19 protein-coding genes and 1 tRNA gene are annotated in these 20899 nt (G+C 72.1%); 13 read left to right on the top strand and 7 right to left on the bottom strand.

The genetic code is table 11. The annotated features are described in order from the left end of the window. The first annotated feature begins 14 nt into the window (after window positions 1-14). The 3 genes from B9W62_RS24675 (at window position 15) to glmS (ending at window position 3156) form a co-directional block, all read left to right on the top strand. Window positions 15-923, top strand: a complete 909-nt coding sequence (locus tag B9W62_RS24675) for a DUF4429 domain-containing protein (protein WP_087809197.1) — start codon at window positions 15-17, stop codon at window positions 921-923. Window positions 924-1011: 88 nt separating this feature from the next. Then, the gene (locus B9W62_RS24670) at window positions 1012-1269 is read left to right on the top strand and encodes a hypothetical protein (protein WP_003976012.1); all 258 of its coding nucleotides are present in this window, start codon (window positions 1012-1014) and stop codon (window positions 1267-1269) included. 69 nt (window positions 1270-1338) lie between these two features. After that, window positions 1339-3156 carry a glutamine--fructose-6-phosphate transaminase (isomerizing) gene (gene glmS, locus B9W62_RS24665; protein ID WP_087809196.1) on the top strand — a complete coding sequence of 606 codons (1818 nt, stop codon included), beginning with the start codon at window positions 1339-1341 and terminating at the stop codon, window positions 3154-3156. Between the two features lie 30 nt (window positions 3157-3186). Here glmS and B9W62_RS24660 read toward each other — a convergent pair whose 3' ends face one another. Next, on the bottom strand, window positions 3187-3714 hold the full coding sequence (locus B9W62_RS24660) for a universal stress protein (protein ID WP_052838015.1): 528 nt from the start codon (window positions 3712-3714) through the stop codon (window positions 3187-3189). A gap of 280 nt (window positions 3715-3994) precedes the next feature. Between B9W62_RS24660 and B9W62_RS40295 the strand changes: the two genes are divergently transcribed. The 4 genes from B9W62_RS40295 to B9W62_RS24640 all read left to right on the top strand — a co-directional run bounded on the left by B9W62_RS40295 (window position 3995) and on the right by B9W62_RS24640 (window position 6846). Further along, entirely contained in the window at window positions 3995-4297 is a 303-nt protein-coding gene (locus B9W62_RS40295) for a hypothetical protein (protein WP_256976786.1), read from the top strand. A 386-nt stretch (window positions 4298-4683) separates the two neighbouring features. After that, complete coding sequence (locus tag B9W62_RS24650; protein ID WP_087809195.1) at window positions 4684-5877, top strand: helix-turn-helix domain-containing protein; 1194 nt, start codon at window positions 4684-4686, stop codon at window positions 5875-5877. A 171-nt stretch (window positions 5878-6048) separates the two neighbouring features. Continuing rightward, window positions 6049-6651, top strand: a complete 603-nt coding sequence (orn, locus tag B9W62_RS24645) for an oligoribonuclease (RefSeq protein ID WP_003976007.1) — start codon at window positions 6049-6051, stop codon at window positions 6649-6651. A 122-nt stretch (window positions 6652-6773) separates the two neighbouring features. Further along, window positions 6774-6846 (top strand) — tRNA-His (locus tag B9W62_RS24640). Between the two features lie 121 nt (window positions 6847-6967). On the opposite strand, the gene B9W62_RS24635 is transcribed toward B9W62_RS24640, so the two are convergent. Continuing rightward, complete coding sequence (locus B9W62_RS24635; protein WP_087809194.1) at window positions 6968-8023, bottom strand: LacI family DNA-binding transcriptional regulator; 1056 nt, start codon at window positions 8021-8023, stop codon at window positions 6968-6970. Window positions 8024-8388: 365 nt separating this feature from the next. On the opposite strand from B9W62_RS24635, the gene B9W62_RS24630 reads away from it, so the two are divergent. From B9W62_RS24630 to B9W62_RS24615, 4 genes are all read left to right on the top strand, one after another. After that, window positions 8389-9714 (top strand): ABC transporter substrate-binding protein, encoded by a 1326-nt coding sequence (locus tag B9W62_RS24630; RefSeq protein WP_087809193.1) that lies wholly within the window; start codon window positions 8389-8391, stop codon window positions 9712-9714. A 5-nt stretch (window positions 9715-9719) separates the two neighbouring features. Continuing rightward, window positions 9720-10733, top strand: coding sequence for a carbohydrate ABC transporter permease (locus B9W62_RS24625; protein WP_087809192.1), 1014 nt, complete (start codon window positions 9720-9722; stop codon window positions 10731-10733). 12 nt (window positions 10734-10745) lie between these two features. Continuing rightward, complete coding sequence (locus B9W62_RS24620; RefSeq protein WP_087809191.1) at window positions 10746-11663, top strand: carbohydrate ABC transporter permease; 918 nt, start codon at window positions 10746-10748, stop codon at window positions 11661-11663. Window positions 11664-11777: 114 nt separating this feature from the next. Then, complete coding sequence (locus B9W62_RS24615) at window positions 11778-13217, top strand: GH1 family beta-glucosidase (protein WP_087809190.1); 1440 nt, start codon at window positions 11778-11780, stop codon at window positions 13215-13217. Window positions 13218-13332: 115 nt separating this feature from the next. Here B9W62_RS24615 and B9W62_RS24610 read toward each other — a convergent pair whose 3' ends face one another. From B9W62_RS24610 to B9W62_RS24600, 3 genes are all read right to left on the bottom strand, one after another. Next, a complete protein-coding gene (locus B9W62_RS24610) occupies window positions 13333-14802 on the bottom strand; it encodes a glycoside hydrolase family 18 protein (protein ID WP_087812077.1) in 1470 nt (489 codons plus the stop codon). Window positions 14803-14977: 175 nt separating this feature from the next. Beyond that, a complete protein-coding gene (locus tag B9W62_RS24605) occupies window positions 14978-16420 on the bottom strand; it encodes a sensor histidine kinase (RefSeq protein WP_256976567.1) in 1443 nt (480 codons plus the stop codon). Then, the gene (locus B9W62_RS24600; protein ID WP_179235649.1) at window positions 16417-17121 is read right to left on the bottom strand and encodes a response regulator transcription factor; all 705 of its coding nucleotides are present in this window, start codon (window positions 17119-17121) and stop codon (window positions 16417-16419) included. The genes B9W62_RS24605 and B9W62_RS24600 overlap by 4 nt, the downstream gene beginning before the upstream one ends. Before the next feature lie 119 nt (window positions 17122-17240). Here B9W62_RS24600 and B9W62_RS24595 point away from each other — a divergent pair, with 119 nt between their 5' ends. Next, the gene (locus tag B9W62_RS24595; protein WP_179235648.1) at window positions 17241-17819 is read left to right on the top strand and encodes a hypothetical protein; all 579 of its coding nucleotides are present in this window, start codon (window positions 17241-17243) and stop codon (window positions 17817-17819) included. Window positions 17820-17847: 28 nt separating this feature from the next. On the opposite strand, the gene B9W62_RS24590 is transcribed toward B9W62_RS24595, so the two are convergent. Together B9W62_RS24590 and B9W62_RS24585 are read right to left on the bottom strand one after the other, a co-directional pair. Next, entirely contained in the window at window positions 17848-18717 is an 870-nt protein-coding gene (locus B9W62_RS24590) for a spermidine synthase (protein ID WP_087809187.1), read from the bottom strand. Window positions 18718-18761: 44 nt separating this feature from the next. Further along, a complete protein-coding gene (locus B9W62_RS24585; protein ID WP_179235647.1) occupies window positions 18762-19142 on the bottom strand; it encodes a hypothetical protein in 381 nt (126 codons plus the stop codon). Between the two features lie 284 nt (window positions 19143-19426). Here B9W62_RS24585 and B9W62_RS24580 point away from each other — a divergent pair, with 284 nt between their 5' ends. Beyond that, window positions 19427-20875 carry an NsdA family TPR-like regulatory protein gene (locus tag B9W62_RS24580; protein WP_087809185.1) on the top strand — a complete coding sequence of 483 codons (1449 nt, stop codon included), beginning with the start codon at window positions 19427-19429 and terminating at the stop codon, window positions 20873-20875. Window positions 20876-20899: the final 24 nt, after the last annotated feature.

Genomic DNA, 20899 nt, shown 5'->3' with positions numbered 1-20899 from the left:
GAAACAATCCCCGCATGGCGGAAATCATCCAGAAGGACGGAACGTGGGTCTTCGACGGCGACGCCCTGCGGCTGACACCGGGGCGGGACAAGAACGTCAGTCTGCTCCGCAGGGAACTGGGTGAACTGCTCGTGCCGCTCGCGGCGTTGGCGGGCATATCGTTCGAGCAGGGGAAGAAGTCCGGGCGGCTCAGGCTGCGGCTGCGGGACGGCGCCGACCCGTTGCTGCACGCGGCGGGCGGCCGGCTGACCGAGCCGCACGACCCGTACCAGCTCCTGGTGGAGTCCGACCGGTACGGGGTGGCCGAGTACTTCGTGGACGAGGTGCGCAACGCGCTGCTCCTCGACCAGGTCCCGTCCGGCCCGGTGGACGCCTATCTGCTGCCGGGGCCCCCGGTGCCGCTGTCGGTGTCGGCCGGGGACGGGGTCGCGAGCTTCGACGGGGAGCGGGTGCGCCTGGAGTGGAAGTGGCAGGCGGAGGACGCCAAGTCGGCCGCGGGTCCGCGCACGCTGCCCCTCGCGGACATCGTCGCGGTGGAGTGGCAGCCGACGGTCGGCCTGGAGAACGGCCACCTCCGGTTCACCGTGCGGGCGGCGCCGAGCAAGGTGCCGCCGAAGTACGACCCCAACGCGGTGGAGCTGTGGGGCTTCAAGAAGGACCCGCTGATGGCCCTGGTGGCCGCGGCCGTCCAGGCCCGCCTGCCGCACCCGGCCGCCCGCGCGGCCCTGGAGGACGCCCGCGCGGGCGAGGACACCTCCACACCCGCGCCCGCGCCACGGGCACCGGCACCGGCACCGGCCGCCGAGGACGACCACGACGCGCTGCTGCGCCGGCTGCGGGAGCTGGGCGACCTGCACCGCTCCGGGGTGCTCACGGACGAGGAGTTCACCCTGGCGAAGCAGGCGGTACTGAAGCGCATGTAGTCAACGCGCCGCACAGCTTCCGCCTACACCTGCCCGATATCGGGCAGGATTCTTGCGCAAGCACCTCTCTTACTCCAGGATCTACCGGGTGCACGACGAACTCGTTGATCATCTGACGCGGTCCACCCCGCTGAGCCGGGGCGAGGCGCTGCGCGTGGTCCAGGACGTGCTCGCCTACTTCGACGAGACGACCGAGGAGTACGTCCGTCGCCGCCACCGCGAGCTCCAGGCCCAGGGCCTGGTGAACGCGACGATCTTCGAGCGGATCGAGGCGGAACTGAAATACCGGGCGGTCGCGCCGCCGGAGCTGTCGCTCCGTCAGCTGCGCCGCATCGTCTACGGCTGAGCGGCCGCCTGCGGCCGGAAGGCCCGTCTACGGCCGAGAGGCCGAAGAGAGACAGAGGTTTACGTATACATGTGCGGAATCGTCGGATACATCGGCAAGCGTGACGTCGCCCCCCTGCTCCTGGAGGGTCTCCAGCGCCTGGAGTACCGCGGGTACGACTCGGCGGGCATCGTGGTGACCTCCCCGAAGGCGGCCGGCCTGAGGATGGTCAAGGCCAAGGGCCGGGTGCGCGACCTGGAGGCCAAGGTCCCGGCGCGCTTCAAGGGCACCACCGGCATCGCCCACACCCGCTGGGCCACCCACGGCGCCCCCTCCGACGTGAACGCCCACCCGCACATGTCGGCCGACAACAAGGTCGCCGTCGTCCACAACGGCATCATCGACAACGCCGCCGACCTGCGCCGCAAGCTGGAGGCGGACGGCGTCGAGTTCCTCTCCGAGACCGACACCGAGGTCCTCGTCCACCTCATCGCCCGCTCCGAGGCGGAGAAGCTGGAGGACAAGGTCCGCGAGACCCTCCGGGTCATCGAGGGCACGTACGGCATCGCCGTGATGCACGCCGACTTCCCCGAGCGCATCGTCGTCGCCCGCAACGGCTCGCCGGTCGTCCTCGGCATCGGCGAGAAGGAGATGTTCGTCGCCTCGGACATCGCCGCGCTGGTCGCCCACACCCGGCAGATAGTCACGCTCGACGACGGCGAGATGGCCACCCTCAAGGCCGACGACTTCCGCACCTACACCACCGAGGGCACCCGCACCACGTCGGAGCCCACCACCGTGGAGTGGGAGGCCGCCTCCTACGACATGGGCGGCCACGACACCTACATGCACAAGGAGATCCACGAGCAGGCCGAGGCCGTGGACCGCGTGCTGCGCGGCCGGATCGACGACCGCTTCTCCACCGTGCACCTGGGCGGCCTCAACCTGGACGCCCGCGACGCGCGCGCCGTGCGCCGCGTGAAGATCCTGGGCTGCGGCACCTCGTACCACGCGGGCCAGATCGGCGCCCAGATGATCGAGGAGCTGGCCCGCATCCCCGCGGACGCCGAGCCCGCCTCCGAGTTCCGCTACCGCAACGCGGTCGTCGACCCCGACACCCTGTACATCGCCGTCTCCCAGTCCGGTGAGACGTACGACGTGCTGGCCGCCGTGCAGGAGCTCAAGCGCAAGGGCGCCCGGGTCCTCGGCATCGTCAACGTCGTGGGCTCGGCGATCGCCCGCGAGGCCGACGGCGGCATGTACGTGCACGCCGGCCCCGAGGTCTGCGTGGTGTCGACCAAGTGCTTCACCAACACCTGCGTCGCCTTCGCGCTGCTCGCCCTGCACCTGGGCCGCACCCGCGACCTCTCCGTCCGCGACGGCAAGCGGATCATCGAGGGGCTGCGCAAGCTGCCCGCGCAGATCGAGGAGATGCTGAAGCAGGAGGAGGACGTCAAGAAGCTGGCCGCGCAGTACGCCGACGCCCGCTCGATGCTCTTCATCGGCCGCGTCCGGGGCTACCCGGTCGCCCGCGAGGCCTCCCTGAAGCTCAAGGAGGTCTCCTACATCCACGCCGAGGCCTACCCGGCCTCCGAGCTGAAGCACGGCCCGCTCGCGCTGATCGAGCCGGCCCTGCCGACGGTCGCGATCGTGCCGGACGACGACCTGCTGGAGAAGAACCGCGCGGCCCTGGAGGAGATCAAGGCCCGCAGCGGTCAGATCCTCGCCGTCGCCCACCAGGAGCAGGAGAAGGCCGACCACACGATCGTCGTCCCGAAGAACGAGGACGAGCTGGACCCCATCCTCATGGGCATCCCGCTCCAGCTCCTCGCGTACCACACGGCCCTGGCCCTGGGCCGGGACATCGACAAGCCCCGCAACCTCGCCAAGTCGGTGACGGTGGAGTAGCCGGACCGGGCGCGGCCCGTCGGAGGTTGTTCAGGGAATGACCACCACGGGCCGCTTCGCCCGCTTGGCGAGCCGGCCGGCGACGGAGCCGAAGAGGCGGCCGACCAGGCCGTGGCTGGAGCCGACGACGATGGCGTCCGCCTCGTACTCCCGCCCCACCTCCTCGAGTTCGTGGCAGATGTCGCCGCCGCGCTCGACCAGGATCCAGGGCACCTCGGCCAGGTAGTCCGCGCACGCCAGCTCCAGACCGAGCACCTCGGTGCGGTGGTCGGGCACATCGACGAAGACCGGGGGTTCGCAGCCGGCCCACACCGTGGTGGGCAGCCGGTTGGCGACATGCACGATGACCAGGCCGGAGCCGAGCCTGGAGGCCATGCCGATGGCGTAGGCGAGAGCGCGCTCGCTGGAGGTGGAGCCGTCGAAGCCGACGACGACGCCGTGCTTGAAGGCTGGGTCGCACGACTGGCGTGGCTCGTCGGCCGCCAGGGGCTCGGCCGCCGTAGGTTCGGCGACGGGCCGCTTGCGGTCCGCGGGTTCGAAGAATTCGTGACCGGCCATGGCTGTCTCGGCGTTTTTATCCTCTATGGGGGACAACAGGGTGCGGCGGAGCTGTGTCCGGTGTGTGTCCGGGAATGGTCTTCCCAAGCCCATACCCCCAAGGGTACGGCGGCACGCCTCCTTCGCCCAGATCCCGCGGAGGGTCCCCCGCGGGATTCACCGGAGCATGCCCGAGAGGGCGCCCGTAACGCAATGGTTGCTGCTCTGTACAGGCGGTTTGCACAGGATTCAACTGTCCGTGACCGGTCGTGACCGACGCGCCGCGCGGGCGTTGATCTCCATGCCGCCACCCCAGGGAGCACCCGTGCCAGGATCGCACCACCGCGCCGAACCGACGTCCGGCCCGTCCGGCCGGGACGGCGTCACCGATCTCGTCCGCTGGGCCGCTTTCAGTTGCTTCCTCGTCCCCGTCGCGCTCCTCTGGTACGGCGCCTCCTTCGCGGGCGCTGCCGGCACGGCCCTGGGCCTGGCCGCCGTCACCGGCGTGTGCCGTCTGCTGCTGCGGCGTTCCGAGCGGGTGGCGGCCCGGCCGCGGGCTCGCAGGGGTGGTCGGCACGCTGGGGAAAACACACCGGTCGACTGACCGGTTTCCGCGCACAGTTCCGCTTCTTTTCAGCCAACTTCCCAAGGTGGCGCATCCGCACCCCCCACCACCCCCAAACCCCCGTTCCACCTGCACGGAAAGGGTCTCGGGACCCCTTCGCACCCTACGTGGATTGGCCACTGACACAAGGCGCACTTCCCAGGGGCGCCCCGGAGTGCAACGCTTCGTGATCGACTGCTTCACGCCAAGTTGCCATGTCGACAATGTCCCAAGTGCCGAACCAGCCACCTCGGCGCGGCGGGACACAGTAGATTCGATCTTGACCGTCTACGGCGGGGGACTCGTGCAGGACCGAGGGGAAACGTGTTGGAGCGACAGACCCGAAGGGTGAAGGGCGCCGCGACCACCGAGGGGGGCTTAGCAGTATGAGCCACGACTCCACTGCCGCGCCGGAAGCCGCGGCCCGGAAGCTTTCCGGGCGACGCCGCAAGGAGATCGTCGCGGTGCTGCTGTTCAGCGGCGGCCCCATCTTCGAGAGTTCCATACCGCTGTCGGTGTTCGGAATCGACCGCCAGGACGCCGGCGTGCCGCGCTACCGGTTGCTGGTGTGCGCCGGCGAGGAGGGCCCGCTGCGGACCACGGGGGGCCTGGAACTCACCGCGCCGCAGGGGCTGGAGGCGATCTCGCGCGCGGGCACGGTCGTCGTGCCGGCCTGGCGCTCGATCACCTCGCCGCCGCCGGAGGAGGCGCTGGACGCACTGCGCCGGGCGCACGAGGAGGGTGCCCGCATAGTCGGACTGTGCACGGGTGCCTTCGTCCTCGCGGCGGCCGGCCTGCTGGACGGCCGCCCCGCCACCACGCACTGGATGTACGCGCCGACGCTGGCCAAGCGCTATCCGTCGGTGCACGTCGACCCGCGCGAACTGTTCGTGGACGACGGCGACGTGCTGACGTCCGCGGGCACCGCGGCCGGGATCGACCTGTGCCTGCACATCGTGCGCTCGGACCACGGCAACGAGGCGGCCGGCGCGCTGGCCCGCCGGCTGGTGGTCCCGCCGCGCCGCAGCGGCGGCCAGGAGCGCTACCTCGACAGGTCTTTACCGGAGGAGATCGGCGCCGACCCGCTCGCCGAGGTCGTCGCCTGGGCGCTGGAGCACCTCCACGAGCAGTTCGACGTGGAGACGCTGGCCGCGCGCGCCTACATGAGCCGCCGCACCTTCGACCGCAGGTTCCGCTCGCTGACGGGCAGCGCCCCGCTCCAGTGGCTGATCACCCAGCGGGTGCTCCAGGCGCAGCGGCTCCTGGAGACGTCGGACTACTCGGTGGACGAGGTCGCGGGCCGCTGCGGCTTCCGCTCGCCGGTCGCCCTGCGCGGCCACTTCCGCCGCCAACTGGGCTCGTCCCCGGCCGCCTACCGGGCGGCCTACCGGGCCCGCCGCCCCCAGGGCGACCGCCAGCCGGACCCGGACACCACCGCCGGAGCCTCCCGGCCCCTCCCCCCGTCCGACCCGCCGGCCGCCCTCACCCCGGAGAACGCGGTCCCGTTCCAGACCCGCCGCACCGCCACCCCGATGCCGGCGGGCGCGGCGAGCGTGCCGGGGCAGCGCAGCGCACCGTGAGGTGAGGTGACGCGGCACTCAAAACGCCGGACGGGCTGTTCCAGCCCGTCCGGCGTTTGAGGACGAGGCCCGTTCAGGGCCGAAGCGGGGGCCTGGGGGCGGCAGCCCCCGGCAGGTCCAGCACGGACGCCGGGGGCCACATAAACAGGCGCCCCCCGTACAGTGGCCCGCATGAACGATCGCATGGTGTGGATCGACTGCGAGATGACCGGCCTCTCGCTGTCCGACGACGCGCTCATCGAGGTTGCCGCCCTCGTCACCGACTCCGAGCTGAACATCCTCGGCGAGGGCGTCGACATCGTCATCCGCCCGCCGGAGCGGGCCCTGGAGACGATGCCGGAGGTGGTGCGCGAGATGCACACCGCGTCCGGGCTGCTCGCGGAGCTGGACGGGGGCACGACCCTGGCGGACGCCGAGGCCCAGGTCCTGGCGTACGTGCGCGAGCACGTGAAGGAGCCCGGCAAGGCCCCGCTGTGCGGCAACTCGGTCGGCACCGACCGCGGCTTCCTGTTGCGGGACATGGCGACGCTGGAGGGCTACCTCCACTACCGGATCGTCGACGTCTCCTCGATCAAGGAGCTGGCCCGCCGCTGGTACCCGCGGGCGTACTTCAACAGCCCCGAGAAGAACGGCAACCACCGGGCGCTCGCCGACATCCGCGAGTCCATCGCCGAACTGCGCTACTACCGGGAGGCGGTCTTCGTCCCGCAGCCCGGCCCCGACTCCGACACGGCCAGGGCGATCGCCGCGAAGCACGTCGTGTCCGCCGGTTAGGGGCGCGGGCCCGCCGGGCGGCGCCCTCCGGAAAGCCGGGCGCGAGCACCCCTTCGGACCCTGTACACTTTTTCTCAGCCGGTCGGGAAACCCCGCCACGCGGGATTCGAGCACCGGCCTTGGTGGGTGTAGCTCAGCTGGTAGAGCACCTGGTTGTGGTCCAGGATGCCGCGGGTTCAAGTCCCGTCACTCACCCTGAGTAATCAGCCGGTGGCTCTCGCGAGAGCCACCGGCTGATTGCGTGAGAGCACTCACCACACGCGCACGGGGCACCGGCCGGGGCCGCGCCCCCCGGCACGCGGCCCCCGTACCGGCGTCAGGACGACCTGCGCTCCACCAGCTCCGTCGCCAGCACCACCTGGTGCCGTTCCAGGCCCCGTGAGACGGCCGGGCGGCGGTCGGCGATCTCGGTCAGGAGCAGGTCGATCATGGCGCGGCCCATCTCCTCGATGGGCTGGCGCACGCTGGTGAGCGGCGGCTCCATGTGGCGGGCGATGGCCGAGTCGTCGTAGCCGACCAGCGCCACGTCGTCCGGGATGCGCCGGCCCGCCTCGCGCAGGACCTGGCCGGCGCCCGCCGCGGTGACGTCGGAGGCGGCGAAGACCGCGTCGATGTCGGGGTGGCGGCGCAGCAGCTCGGCCATCGCGCGGCGCCCGCCGTCCTCGGTGAAGTCGCCCGGCTCGATCAGCGCCTCGTCCACCTCGTGGCCCGCCTCCCGCAGGGCGTCGCGGTAGCCGTCGACGCGTCGCTGGGCGCCGTAGACGGCGAGGTGACCGGTGATGTGGGCGATGCGGCCGCGGCCCCGGGACAGCAGGTGCTCGACGGCCGACCGGGCGCCGCCGTAGTTGTCCGAGTCCACGGACGCCAGCGGTTCGGCGGCCGAGCGCGGGCCGCTGATCACCGCGGGGATCTCCAGCTGGGTCAGCAGGTCCGGCAGCGGGTCGTCGGCGTGCACCGAGACCAGCAGGACGCCGTCCACCCGGTGCGCCGCGAGGTACTGGGCGAGCCGCTCCCGCTCCCGGTCGCTGCCCGCGAATATCAGCAGGAGCTGCATCTCGGTGTCGGACAGCTCCGAGCCGACGCCCTTCAGCATGTCCGAGAAGTACGGCTCCGCGAAGAACCGGGTCTCCGGCTCCGGCACCACGAGGGCGATCGCGTCGGTGCGGTTGGCCGCCAGCGCGCGGGCCGCCGTGTTCGGGACGTAACCGAGTTCCGCGACCGCCGCCTCGACGGCCGCCCGGGTCGCGTCGCTGACCCGCGGCGAGCCGTTGATCACGCGGGAGACCGTGCCGCGGCCCACGCCCGCGCGGGCCGCGACCTCTTCGAGGGTGGGCCGGCCACCGCTCCGACCACGCACTCCGTGGCTTGCCATCGGCTCCGCCTCCCGTCGTCACCCCCGCACTCTGCGGCTGGCCTGGAATTTAACAGGCCGGTCGGGTGTACTGACCGACTCCGGCCCCTCCCCGCGCGGTACGGGGGTGTCTCCGCGTCGCTCGCAACGTCCAGTTAACAGGCCGATAACTGAACGCAATTCGTCGCGTCCGTTCCCTTGACACCCCCGCCCGGACCGACGACTCTTCAACACATCACTTGTGGGAGCGCTCCCACACTACCTGGCACTTACACATCCCGCACGTTCCCCGCCCGAGCCGCAGCGACGAACGAAACACATGAAGCAGCGAGTCCAACCATGTAGTTGGCCGGGGGGTCGGCACGTCAGGGCAACAGGAGGACGCAATGCGAGCAGCACGCAGAGGATCGGCCCGCAGGGTGGTGGTCATGGCGGCCATCGCGTCGCTGGGCGCCGGGCTGCTGGCCGGCTGTGCCGACGACGGGAACGACGAGGACAGCTCGTCGTCGGGCGACAGCAGCGGCAAGACCACCATCACCCTCGGTCTGTTCGGGACGATGGGCTTCAAGGAGGCCGGTCTCTACGAGGAGTACGAGAAGCTCAACCCGGACATCAACATCGAGGAGAACGTCACCGAGCGGAACGAGAACTACTACCCCGCTCTGGTCAACCACCTCACCACCAACAGCGGCCTCCAGGACGTGCAGGCGATAGAGGTCGGCAACATCGCCGAGGTCGTCGCCACCCAGGCGGACAAGTTCGAGGACATGTCCAAGGCCGCGGGTGTCCAGAAGAGCAACTGGCTCGACTGGAAGTGGCAGCAGGCCACCACCAAGGACGGCGCCACGATCGGTCTGGGCACCGACATCGGCCCGATGGCCATCTGCTACCGCAAGGACCTGTTCGAGAAGGCCGGCCTGCCGACCGACCGCGAAGAGGTCTCCAAGCTGTGGGCCGGGGACTGGAACAAGTTCATCGAGGCCGGTGAGAAGTACAAGAAGGGTGCCGGCAAGGACACCTACTTCATGGACTCCCCCGGCGGCCTGATCAACGCCGTCCTCAGCAGTGAGGACGAGAAGTTCTACGACTCCTCCGGCAAGGTCATCTACAAGACCAACCCGGCCGTCAAGGACGCCTTCGACCTGACCGCCGAGGCGGCCGAGAAGGGACTGGTCCAGTCGCAGACCCAGTTCCAGCCGGCCTGGGACCAGACCATCTCCAACAGCCTGTTCGCCACCGTCGCCTGCCCGCCGTGGATGCTCGGCACCATCAAGGCCAAGTCCCAGCCGGACTCCGCCGGCAAGTGGGACGTCGCCCAGGCCCCCAAGGCCGGCAACTGGGGCGGCACCTTCCTGGGTGTGCCCAAGGGCGGCAAGCACGTGAAGGAGGCGCAGAAGCTGGTGACCTGGCTGACCGCGCCCGAGCAGCAGGCCAAGCTCTTCTCCAAGATGGGCAGCTTCCCGAGCGCGCCCGCCGCGTACAAGCTTCCCCAGGTGACCGGCGGCAAGAACGACATGACCGGTGACGCGCCGATCGGCGAGCTGTTCGCCAAGGCCGCCGAGCAGATCCCGACCCAGGTGATCGGCCCGAAGGACCAGATCGTCCAGCAGGGTCTGACGGACAACGGCGTCATCCTCGTCACCCAGGGCAAGTCCGCCAAGGAAGCCTGGGACAACGCCGTGAAGACCATCGACAACAACCTGGAGAAGTGACCGGAATGACCACCCGGCACGACACCGCCGCGTCCCCCGTCAAGGGGGGCGCGGCCCCGGGCCGCCCGCCCGGCGGCAGGGCGTCCGCGGAGGCGGACCGCAAGAAGCGGGCCAAGCTCTCCCGCCGCTGGCAGCGGGACATCCGCTGGAGCCCGTACGCGTTCGTCTCGCCGTTCTTCCTGCTCTTCGTCGCCTTCGGCCTGTTCCCGCTGATCTACACCGGCTGGGCCTCGCTGCACACGGTGGAGCTGACCGCGCCCACCGACATGAAGTGGACGGGCCTGGACAACTACACCCGCATCTTCGACGACGAGTTCTTCTGGAACGCCGCGAAGAACACGCTGTGGATCGGCATCATCTCCACGGTGCCGCAGCTGCTGATGGCGATGGGCCTGGCGCACATCCTCAACTACAAGCTGCGCGCCTCGACCTTCTACCGGGTCGTGATGCTGGCGCCGTACGCGACGTCGATCGCGGCGGCCTCGCTGGTCTTCGTCCTGCTCTTCGGCCGCGACTACGGCATGATCAACTGGGCCCTCGACCTGGTGGGCCTGGACAAGATCGACTGGCAGAACGGCTCGTGGGCGTCGAAGTTCGCCGTGTCCTCGATCGTCATCTGGCGCTGGACCGGCTACAACGCGCTGATCTACCTGGCCGCGATGCAGGCGATCCCGCAGGACCTGTACGAGTCGGCGGCGCTGGACGGCGCGAGCCGCTGGCGGCAGTTCATCCACGTCACGCTGCCCTCGCTGCGTCCGACGATCCTGTTCACGGTCGTCGTGTCGACCATCGGCGCCTCGCAGGTCTTCGGCGAGCCGCTGCTGTTCGACGCGAACAAGGGTGCCTCGGGCGGTTCCCAGCACCAGTTCCAGACGCTCGGCCTGTACCTGTACGAGCAGGGCTGGGTCAACCAGCACCTGGGCCGCGCCTCCGCGATCGCCTGGGCGATGTTCCTGATCCTGATCGTGATCGGGGTCCTCAACGCCGTCATCTCGCGCCGGCTGCGCGCCAGTAGTTAAGGAGAACCGGCCGTGACGACGACCATGACGAAACCCCCGGCCGACGCGGCACCCGAGCCGCCCCGCAAGGGCAAGGGCCGACGAGGCTCCAAGTCCTCCCGGGCCGGCGGACACCTGCACGCGGGGCCGATCGCCTACATCATCCTCGCCCTGTTCACCATCGGCTCGCTGTTCCCCCTGGTGTGGACGGCGATCGCCGCCTCGCGCGACAACCAGCGCCTCGCCCAGACGCCGCCGCCCTTCTGGTTCGGCGGCAACCTGTTCGACAAGCTGGAGATCGCCTGGAACGACGCCAACCTCGGCGAGGCGTTCCTCAACACCACCATCGTGGCCGGGATCTCGGCGTTCACGATCGTCTTCCTGTCGACGATCGCCGGGTTCGCCTTCGCCAAGCTGCGCTTCCGCGGCCGCAACGCGCTGATGCTGATCGTCATCGGCACGATGATGGTGCCGCCCCAGCTGAGCATCATCCCGCTGTACATGATGGTCGCGAAGCTGGACTGGTCCGACCAGCTCCAGGCGGTGATCCTGCCGTCCCTGGTGAACGCGTTCGGCGTGTTCTTCATGCGGCAGTACCTGCTCCAGGCGCTGCCCGACGAGATCATCGAGGCCGCGCGCGTGGACGGCGCCAGCAGCTGGCGGGTGATCTGGCACGTGGTGTTCCCGGCGGCGCGCCCCGCGATGGCCGTGCTCGGCATGCTGATGTTCGTGCAGTCCTGGAACGACTTCCTGTGGCCGTTCCTGGTGCTGACGCAGAACGGCAGTCCGACCGTGCAGGTCGCCCTCGCCGGACTGGGCCGCGGCTACACCCCGGACCAGTCCCTGATCATGGCCGGCGCGCTGCTCGGCACGCTGCCGCTGCTGCTGGTGTTCGCGATCTTCGGCAAGCAGATCGTGGGCGGCATCATGCAGGGCGCCGTCAAGGGATGACCGCCGTCCCGGGGGCCGGGCCACCGCAGTCCCGGCCCCGCCTTCCCCCCTCGTACCTCCACGTGTCGGTCGTCCACGAACCGACCTGCCACGACCCGCAATGGGAGCGCTTCCATGCCTGAGTCCGCAACGCCGGCGACCCCGGTGACCTTCCCCCCCGCCTTCCTCTGGGGCGCCGCCACCTCGGCGTACCAGATCGAGGGCGCGGTGCGGGAGGACGGCCGCACCCCCTCGATCTGGGACACCTTCAGCCACACGCCCGGGAAGACGGCCGGCGGGGACACCGGGGACGTCGCTGTCGACCACTACCACCGCTACCGCGACGACGTGGCGCTGATGAAGGACCTGGGCCTCGGCGGCTACCGCTTCTCGGTCTCCTGGACCCGGGTGCAGCCGACCGGCCGCGGCCCCGCCGTCCAGCGCGGCCTGGACTTCTACCGCCGCCTGGTGGACGAGCTGCTGGCCGCCGGGATCAAGCCGGCCGTCACCCTCTACCACTGGGACCTGCCGCAGGAGCTGGAGGACGCGGGCGGCTGGCCCGAGCGCGACACGGCCTACCGGTTCGCCGAGTACGCGCAGATCGTCGGCGAGGCGCTCGGCGACCGGGTGGAGCAGTGGATCACGCTGAACGAGCCGTGGTGCGCCGCCTTCCTGGGCTACGCCTCCGGGGTGCACGCCCCCGGCCGCACCGACCCGGCGGCCGCGCTGCGCGCCGCGCACCACCTGAACCTGGCGCACGGCCTGGGCACGGTCGCGCTGCGTTCGGTGATGCCGGCCCGCAACTCGGTGGCGATCAGCCTCAACACGTCCGTTGTACGGCCGCTCTCGCAGACCCCGGCCGACCTGGCGGCGGCCCGGAAGATCGACGACCTGTCCGGCGGGATCTTCCACGGCCCGATCCTGCACGGCGCCTACCCGCAGTCGCTCCTGGAGGCCACCGCGCCGGTGACGGACTGGTCCTACGTCCAGGACGGCGACCTGGGCCAGATCCGCCAGCCGATCGACGCGATCTGCCTCAACTACTACACGCCCACGGTGGTGTCGGCAGCCGACGCCGACTCGCGTGCGCCGCGCGCCGACGGCCACGGCGCGAGCGACCACTCGCCGTGGCCCGCGGCGGACGACGTGGCGTTCCACCAGCCGCCGGGCGAGCGCACCGAGATGGGCTGGAGCGTCGACCCGACCGGCCTGCACGAGCTGATCATGCGGTACAACCGCGAGGCTCCCGGCATGCCGCTGTACATCAGCGAGAACGGCGCGGCCTACGACGACAAGCCCGGCGCGGACGGCTCGGTGCACGATCCCGACCGCGTCGCGTACCTGAACGGCCACCTCGCCGCGGTCCGGCAGGCCATCGCCGACGGCGCCGACGTCCGGGGCTACTACCTGTGGTCCCTGCTGGACAACTTCGAGTGGGCGTACGGCTACGAGAAGCGCTTCGGCGCGGTGTACGTCGACTACGCCTCCCAGCAGCGCACCCCGAAGTCGAGCGCCCTGTGGTACGGCCGGGCGGCCCGCACGGGGACGCTGCCGCCGCTGGACGCGGTCGGGTAACCCCTCCGGGGAGCGAAACGGGGGACTGAAGCGGGGCGCGGCATCCCACGGGGGGATGCCGCGCCCCGCTCGTAGGGCCGGTGTGGGGCCCGGCCCTACGGGGAGGGAGCCCGGCCTACTCGTAGGCGGCGAACGCCTTGGCGAAGGCGTTCGGCTCCTGGTCCACGGAGCTGCACGTGGCGTCGGCCGAGGGCTTCGGGCCGCCGGGGCAGGCCTTGTCGCGGGTCGCGGACCACATGGACAGGGCGCCCAGGCCCTTGGACCGGGCGAACTCCACCAGCTGGGTGGCGTCGTCGACCTGGAAGACCTCGCTGGCGACGTCGTTGACGCCGATCATCGGGGTGACGGCGACCGTCTTCCAGGCGTCCGCGTCGGACCGGCCGAGGACGCCCTTGACCTGGGCCTGGGTGGCGGTGGCGGCCTGCTCGGCGTAGGTGCCCATGTCGCCGCTGTACGCGGGGCCGTAGTCCATCGCCATGATGTTGACGGCGCCGATGTCCACGCCGTTCTTCTTCGCGTCGGCGAGGAGGTCGACGCCCGCCTGGGTGAGGCCCTCGGGCATCACCGGGAGGGTGAAGGAGACGTCCAGGCCGGGGTGCTCCTTCTGGAGCGCGGCGATCGCCTGGGCGCGGCGGGTGTTGGCGGCCGTGTCGGGCAGTGCGCCGCCCTCGACGTCGAAGTCGACCTTGGTGAGCCCGTAGGCGTCGACGACCTTGCCGTACGCCGCCGCCAGCGCGTCGGCCGACGTGCAGGTCGTGCCCAGTTCGGAGCCGGAGGCGCCGCCGAAGGAGACCCGGACGTCGCCGCCCTTCGCGCGCAGGTCGCCTATCTGGTGCGCGACGGCGTCGCTGCCGAGGTCGGTGACGCCGCCCCACTTCGGGGTGCAGCCGCCGCCGTCGGTGACGAAGGCGAGGTTGTACTCCTTGACGCCGGTCGCCTCGGCGTGCGCGAGCAGGTCGAAGGCCGGGTAGAGGGAGGTGTCGACGTACGGCGCGAAGCCGGCGCCCGCGTCGGTGCCGTTGCCGGGGGTGCCGGTGGGCGCCGGGGCTGTGCCGGTCGGGGTCGGCGTCGGCTCCGTGCTGTCGGTTGCCGTGGGGGTCGGCGTGGGCGTGGGGGCCGGGGGCTCGGTGGGGCGGCCGCTGGGCTCGGGGGTGGCGCCGCCGTCGGTCGAGCAGGCGGCGTCGTCGACGAGGCAACCGGTCGGGTCGGCGGTGCCGTTGACGACGAAGCCCACCGTGACGGACTCGCCGGCCTTCAGCCCGTCCGTGTCCCAGGCGGGCGGCGTCACGGTGACGTGCTGTCCGCCGACCTTCGACTCGGCGTTCCACAGGGAGCCGAGCTTCGCGCCGGAGGGCAGGTCGAACTCCAGGGTCCAGTCCGCCTTCGCCGCGCCGCTGTTGTTGGTGACGACGTACTGGGCGGTGTAGCCCGTCGACCACTCGCTGGTCTTCGTGTACACGGCGCCGACCGGGGCGGCCTGGGCGGTGCTGGTGAACAGCAGCGCCCCGCCACCGGCCACGGCCGCCGCGACGAGGGCGCCGATCGCCTTGTTCCTGCCACTGACCTTGCGTCGGTGCGTGCGCATCACGTGCCTGCCTTCGCTGTTCACGGTGCCCCCGCGCGGGAGGTGCGGGGGCGGGGTGGGGGTGAGCAGCACGCTAGCGACCCGGAAACGGGCAAAGAGCCTGATCCGGGCGGGCGTTGGCGATCTTAGGGTGGGCTTAAGGAAGGGATCGGGGCCGATTAATGGTGGTGGCCGGTCAGTGCTCGCGCCCGGCCCGGACCGCCGACGTCGGCGTCGGCGTCTGCGTCTGCGTCTGCGTCTGCGCACGGCGCTGCCGTCGTCGGCGTACCGTCCCCCGGTGTCCGCGCCGCACGGGCGCCGTCCGGCCGTCCAGCTGGATCCAGATCCGCACCTCGGTGCCGCCCAGCACGGAGGAGCCGATGCGCACGTCGCCGCCGGTCGACTCCGCCATCCGGCGCACGATGTCCAGGCCGAGCCCGGTCGAGCCGTCGGTGCCCGAACCCCGGCCGCGGGCCATGGCCGCCTCGGGGTCGGCTATCCCGGTGCCCGCGTCGGAGACCAGCACGATCACCGCGTCCTCGCCGTTGTGCAGGTCGACGGCGAAGGCGGTGCCCTCCGGGGTGTGCCGGAAGACGTTGCCGAGCAGCGCGTCGAGGGAGGCGGTCAGGTCGGCGCGGGCCACGGGTATGCGCACCGGCCGGTCGGCGCCGGCCACCCGCCACTTGCGACCCTCGTCCTCGGCGAGCGCCGACCAGAACCCCATCCGCTCCCGGACCACCTCGGCCGCGTCGCACCCGGCGCCCGGTCCGGCGGCGGCGGTCTGCGGCTTGGCGTCCCGGGCGGTGCGGATGATCGTGTCGACCTCGCGCTCCAGCTGCTCGACGGCGGCCCTGGTCTGCTCCGCGGCCGGGCCGTCGCCGAGCGAAGCCGCGTTGAGGCGCAGCACGGTCAGCGGGGTGCGCAGACGATGGGACAGGTCGGCGGCCAGCTCCCGTTCGTTGGCGAGGAGCTGGACGACCTGGTCGGCCATGGAGTTGAACGCGACGGCCGCGCGCCGCAGTTCGTCCGGCCCCTCCACGGGCACCCGCGCGCCCAGCTTGCCCTCCCCCAGCTCGTGCGCGCCGTCGACCAGGCGCCGCGCGGGCTGCACCATCCGTACGCCCAGCCGGTCGGCGACCGCGACCGAGCCGACGATCAGGGCGGCGCCGACCGCGGCCAGCACCGCCCAGGCCGTGCCGACGCCGTTGGTCACCTCGGACTCGGGGACGTACACCTCGACGACGGCGATCTGGCCGGAGCTGAGCGCGACCGGCTGGAGCAGGGTGGAACCGCCGCCCACCTCGGTGGTGGAGGCCCGTCCCATCCGCCGTACGGCGGCGATGTCCTCGTCGGTGGCGCGCTGCCGCCCGATGTCGGTGGCGCCCTCGCTCCGGTCCCCGGGCGCCGGTATGTGCACGGCCATCCCGGCGTCCGAACCGGCCGAGGCGACGACGCGTTCCAACTGCTCGCGGTCGGTGGTGATGGACAGGGCCGGGGCGACGGCGGCGGCCTCCCGTTCGGCGTTGGAGAAGGCGCGGTCGCGGGCCATCTCCCGGATGACGAGTCCGAGGGGGACGGCGAAGGCGACCACGACCATCACGGTGACCGCCAGCGAGACCTTGACCAGGGCCCATCTCATCGTGGTGGCTCCAGTCGTGGTGGCTCCAGCTTCACGCCGACGCCGCGCAGGGTGTGCAGATAGCGCGGCCGGGCCGCGGTCTCGCCCAGTTTGCGGCGCAGCCAGGACAGGTGGACGTCGATGGTCTGGTCGTCTCCGTAGGACTGCTGCCAGACCTCGGCGAGCAGCTCCTTGCGGGGGACGACGACCCCGGGGCGGCCGGCCAGGAAGGCGAGCAGGTCGAACTCGCGGCGGGTCAGGTCGAGGGCCGCGCCGTCCAGTTCGGCCTGGCGGCGCAGCGGGTCGACGGTGAGGCCGCCGACCCGCAGGACGGTGGGCGCCGCCGCCTCGGGGGCACCGCCGCGGGCACGGCGCAGGACGGCCGCCATCCGGGCCGACAGGTGCTCCACGGAGAACGGCTTGGTGAGGTAGTCGTCCGCGCCCGCGTTCAACAGCCGTACCGTCTCCGCCTCGTCGTCCCGGGCGGTGGCGACGATCACCGGCACGTCGGTGATGCCGCGCAGCATCTTCAGTGCCTCGGAGCCGTCCAGGTCGGGCAGTCCGAGGTCCAGGATCACCACGTCGAACCGGAAATGGGCGACCTCGCGCAGCGCCTCCAGTGCCGTGCCCACGCTGCGCACGGTGTGCGAGGCGTCGGTCAGCTGCCGGATGAGCGCCGAGCGTACGAACTGGTCGTCCTCGACCACGAGCACACTTGCCATGGGCGGCACCGTACGCCATACGGACCGACCCGGTCGGGGCCTGTGGACAACTCCGCCCCGACCCGCGTCACACCGCTTTCGGGCGACACGCACGGGGCGGGTGAGGCAGTATGGCCGCGATGCGCAGAGGACTCGTCCACGTGATCGCCTGGCTGCTCGCCACCGGCGCGGCGGTCACGCTGTCCTGGTGGGGCGTGCACACGGTGATGGCGGGCACGGCCTACGACGCGCCGCGGGCGCTGCCGATCACGGCGGCCGACGCGAGCGTGCGGGACGGGGAGAGCGACGGCGGGGAGAGCGACGCCGGGGATTCCCTGGCGTCGTCCACCAGCCGGCCGTCGCCCTCGCCGTCGCCGTCGGACAGCGCGTCGCCGACGCCGAGCCGCACGTCCCGCGAGCCCGGCCCCGCCCCGTCGCGCACCGCGCCGTCCAGCACCCCGCCCGCGGACCCGGCGAGCCCGGCACCCGACACGTCCGGCCGGGTCAGGAGTTACGACACCGACGGGGGTCGCGCGGTCTTCGACCTCGGCACGTCGTCCGCGTCCCTGGTGTCGGCGACACCGGGCGCGGGCTGGTCGATGCAGGTGTGGAAGACGGAGTCGTGGATCCGGGTGGAGTTCACCTCGGGCGCCGACCGGGTGTCGGTGTTCTGCACCTGGCACGACGGGCCGCCGCGGGTGGAGATCGGCAGCTACTGAACCGCCGCGCTCGGCAGTTGGCGGAGACCTACTCGAAGACGGACTCCGGCGGCGCGGGCGAGTCCACCGCCGCCGCGTCCGTCACCGGCGGGGCGCCCCCGGTGAAGTCGGTGAGCGCGCGGCCGTGTTCCACGCGCGCGGAGTGTGCGTCGGAGGCGGCCCTGCGGGTGAGTTCGGCGACCGGCAGCGGGCGGTCGGCGGCGACCAGGATCGCGTTGCCGAAGCGTTTGCCGCGCAGTACGGCCGGGTCGGCGACGAGCGCGAGTTCGGCGAACCGGGCGGCGGCGGTGGCGATCTGGCCGCGCAGGTGGGCCAGCGGCGGGCCGTCGGCGAGGTTGGCTGTGTAGACCCCGCCGGGCGCGAGCGCGCGCCGCACTTCGTCGAGGAACTCGGTGGAGGTCAGGTGGGCCGGTGTGCGGGCGCCGGCGAAGACGTCCGCGACGACCAGGTCCGCCCAGCCGTCGGGCACCTTGGCGAGACCGGCGCGGGCGTCGGTGGAGCGCACCCGGATCCGCGCGACGGGGTCGAGGGGAAGCTCCCGGCGGACCAGCTGGACGAGGGCGGCGTCGCGCTCGACGACCTGCTGGGTGGAGCGGGGGCGGGTGGCGGCCACGTAGCGGGCCAGGGTGAGGGCGCCGCCGCCGAGGTGCACGGCGTGCACGGGCCGGCCCGGCGGGGCGGCCAGGTCGATGACATGGCCGATGCGGCGCTGGTACTCGAAGGACAGGTACGCCGGGTCGTCGAGGTCGACGTGCGACTGCGGGGCGCCGTCGATCAGCAGCGTCCGGGCCCGGGGCCGGTCCCGGTCGGGCACCAGCTCGGCGCGCCCTCCGTCGACGTCCTCGACGACGGTTTCGGCGGCAGCGCGCCCGCGGCGGGCGTTCCTGGACTTTCCCATCGGTCCATTGTCCCGGTCCGTCGCCGGACCGGGACCGGCGGTGCTCAGCGGCAGCTGTCCGCGGCCCTGATCAGCCGGGCCGCCTCGCCCAGCGCGGCCCGCAGGACGGCGGGGTCGGTCGCCAGGTCCGCCTCGCCGGGCGGCAGCAGCCAGTCGGAGCCCTCCACGGGCGGCTCGGGCGCCGGGACGATGCTCAGTCCGCGGCCGTCCGTCTCCGTGCAGGTGCTGCCCGGCACGTCCCAGGCGGCGGCGGTGCCCGGCGGCACCAGGAAGCCCAGGGTGTCGCAGCCGTCGTCGTGGATGACCGGGCCCACCCCCTCACCGGCTCCCCGCCTCAGGATGTCGACCGCCTCCAGACCCTGCCGGGCCGGCACGGTGACGACGTCACAGGCGTCGCAGGGGGGAACGCTGACACTGGTGTCCATCCCGGCCTCCACCACGGAACTCCTCCTCGGACGAGCGGCTCGGGAGTCGGGGGCCTCCCGGTCCACCCGGTTCAACGCGGCGGTCCGTCAACGGCTACGGCCAAGGCCGCCGCAAAGGATGGCACTTCATGGCAGATCGTGGATGAGATATCCGGTTTGTAGCCAAACAGCGCGTGGCCGATCCGTCACAGCCGGTACGTTCTTGCTCGCCGGAAACAGGGCCGCCAGCGTTGCTCGCCCCTTTTCCCGGCATGGTTCGACGGTTCGCACGAGAGGACCCGGCCATGGCGTCGTCAACGGTGACCTCCGCCCAGCCCGAACGGCCACCGCGGCCGAACCTCGCCTTCAGGCGGTTGCGCGGCAAGCGCTCCCCGGCGGAGTTCGCGGCGGCGGTCCGCCGGGCCGCGCGCGAGATCGGCGAGCGGGTCAGCTGCGACGCGCGCTACGTCGGCCGGGTCGAGGCGGGCGAGATCCGCTGCCCCAACTACGCGTACGAGCGGGTGTTCCTGCACATGTTCCCCGGCCGCACGCTCACCGACCTGGGGTTCGTGCCCCGCTCGTCGGTGCGCGGACGCCAGGCGCGCTCCACGGGTGAGTCGCGAGGGGCGGGTGCGCCGTATGAGACGTATGACACGCGAGACCCGCACGACCCGCACGACCAGCACGACACGCACCACCCGCACCACCTGTACGAGACGCACGACAACACCGAGGAGAGCGACGTGCTGCGTCGCGCATTCATGACGAGCGGAGCCACGGTGGCCGCCGCCTCGCTGGGCCCCCTGGGACTCGCCTTCGACGCCGCGGCGGCCGAGCGCGTCGCGCGCCGGGCCGGGACGGGCGAGGCCGGCGCCCTCGAAGAAGCCGTCCGCCGGATCCGGCTGCTCGACGACCGGCACGGCGCGGACGGCCTCTACCGGCGCGCGGCGGCCCCACTGCGCACCGCGTACGCGCTCCTGGACGCCGGCGCGTCCCGGCAGGCGACCGCGGACCGGCTCTACACGGGCGCCGGTGAACTGGCGATCTCCGTCGGCTGGCTGGCGCACGACTCGGGGCGCTTCGACGACGCGCGCTCCCACTACGCCGAGGCTCTGGCCACCGCCCGGATGAACGGCGACGCGGGCCTGGAGGCGCACGCCTTCTGCAACATGGCGTTCCTGGCCCGCGACGCCGGCCGCCCGCGCGAGGCGGTACGGGCGGCCCAGGCCGCGCAGCGCGCCGCCCGCCCGCTGGGCTCGGCCCGGCTGATGTCCCTGCTCGCGCTGCGCGAGGCGGGCGGCTGGGCGGGGCTCGCGGACCGGGTCGGCTGCGAGCAGGCGCTGGTCCGCGCGCAGACCTTCTTCCAACGGGGCCCCTCGGACGCCGACCCCGAGTGGATGAGCTTCTACGGCGAGGCCGAGCTGGAGGGGCTCGAGGCGCAGTGCTGGTCGACCCTGGGCGACTGGCCGCGGGCCGCACGGCACGCGCGGCGGGCGGGCGATCTCCAGGACCCGCACTTCACCCGGAACCTCGCGCTGTACTCGGCGGAGCTGGCGGACGACCTGGCCCGCGGGGGCCGCCCCGACGAAGCGGCGGGGGCGGGCATGCGGTGCCTGGACCTGCTGGGCGAGGTCCAGTCCTCCCGCATCCACACGATGCTGGCGGGCACGGCCCGGGTGCTCCTCCCCCACCGCCGGGCGGCGGACGTCTCCGCCTTCCTGGACCGCCACGGAGCGCTGCCGCGACCGGCGTGACATCGATCGCGGGGTTCCGTGGGG

The sequence above is a fragment of the Streptomyces sp. CS113 genome, assembly GCF_002188365.1.
Classification (GTDB): Bacteria; Actinomycetota; Actinomycetes; order Streptomycetales; family Streptomycetaceae; genus Streptomyces; species Streptomyces tendae.
This window is presented reverse-complemented; position numbering and strand designations above follow the sequence as displayed.